We start from the raw sequence: 1,333 nt of genomic DNA, 5'->3' as shown, positions 1-1,333 counted from the left end.
AAAAGGTGACCGCTCGCCGTCGTACGCGCCTAAGTGTTCTGGTCCAGCGCCGCGGCGAGGATGTCCAGCAGCTCCCCGTCCACCTGGTCCAAAGACGTGATCCGCACCCGCCGGTCGAAAGGGTCATCGGCCCGGGTCTTCAGGGCTTCGAGGCGTCCCTGGGCGGCGGCGTCGAGGCGCAGGGTGACGTCAACGGCGCGGTTGGTTGTGCGGGTGACCTGCGCGAACTTGCGGCGGGGGCCGAGCAGGGAAACGTAGCCCTTCCGCATCTGGATCTCCACGCCCTCGGTGGCCGCTGCCCACGCCAGGAGGGCATCGGCGACAGGCCGCAGTCCGGGATGGTTGACGTACTGGCCGTCCATGAGTTCGTCCGCGTCACGCAGCATAAAATCCGGGTACCCGAACAGCTCCCAGGACACCGCGTACTGCGCATAGCCGGTGACGCCGTGTTCGCTGCGCATCCACTCACGGAGCTCGGCGTCGTTCTTCAGCCCGGCGGCGCGTGCGCGCTCAGCCCAGTACCCGACGCCGTGTCCCGTCTTCCGCTCAAGCAGGGCCTGGTTGCTCGCCACCATGCCCTGCCAGGTCCGGGCGGTCTTGTGCTGTTCGGGGGTTGTGGCCATGCCTCGATGGTAGTGGGCAGCCCCTCCAGCAGCGGGCGGCCCGGGCGGCCGGAAAAGAATTTCCGCGGCACCCGTAACTTTCCCGTGGCCGCCGGCGATGTAGGAGGTGATTGGTTCCACGGAGCCGGATCTGACTTGTCTTCTATATTTTGGAGTTTCCCATGCCCCTGTTCACCGTTCTCGCCACCAGCAAAGTCGCCGCCGGAGTATTCGCCGCAGGCGCCCTGGCCGTCGGTGGCACCGGCGTCGCAGCTGTTTCCGGCGCTCTCCCGGACGCCGCCCAGCAGTCCGCCCACGAACTCCTCGGCGCTCCCGCCCCGAAGCTGTCCGGCGAAGCCGCTGCAGCCGCGGATGCTGCAGCCGAAGCAGCCGGCGATGCAACCGCCGATGTGAGCACTGACGTCACCGCTGACGCCTCGGTTACCGCTGAAGCAGCAGACGGAAAGGTTGCCGCAGGCGCCGGGAGCGCAGCCGCCGCGAAGGCTGCAGTGGATGCTGCCGGTGCCGCATCCCTGGGCCTCTGCACCGCGCTCAACAACGGTGGCCTGACCGCTTCCTCCGAAGGGTTCTCATCGCTGGTTGTCAAGGCCGACGGTGAAGCCAACGTTGAGAGCTTCTGCGCCGATGTTGTTGCCAAGGCCGCCGCGGCCGCTGCTGCCGAGGGGGCCGCCAACGGTGAAGTCGCCGTCGAAGCCGACGCTCCCACGCTG

The 1,333-nt window shown here is 68.0% G+C and carries 2 protein-coding genes; one reads left to right on the top strand and one right to left on the bottom strand.

The window, feature by feature from the left end:
- Positions 1 to 29: 29 nt before the first annotated feature.
- Positions 30 to 623, bottom strand: a complete 594-nt coding sequence (locus DBR22_RS23225) for a DUF5655 domain-containing protein (RefSeq protein ID WP_108600911.1) — start codon at positions 621 to 623, stop codon at positions 30 to 32.
- 161 nt (positions 624 to 784) lie between these two features.
- On the opposite strand from DBR22_RS23225, the gene DBR22_RS23220 reads away from it, so the two are divergent.
- Positions 785 to 1,333, top strand: a 549-nt coding sequence (locus DBR22_RS23220) for a protein tyrosine phosphatase (protein WP_108600910.1), incomplete at its 3' end; no start/stop codon positions are given.

The sequence above is a fragment of the Arthrobacter sp. HMWF013 genome (genome assembly GCF_003061105.1).
In the GTDB taxonomy this organism is placed as follows: domain Bacteria; phylum Actinomycetota; class Actinomycetes; order Actinomycetales; family Micrococcaceae; genus Arthrobacter.
This window is presented reverse-complemented; position numbering and strand designations above follow the sequence as displayed.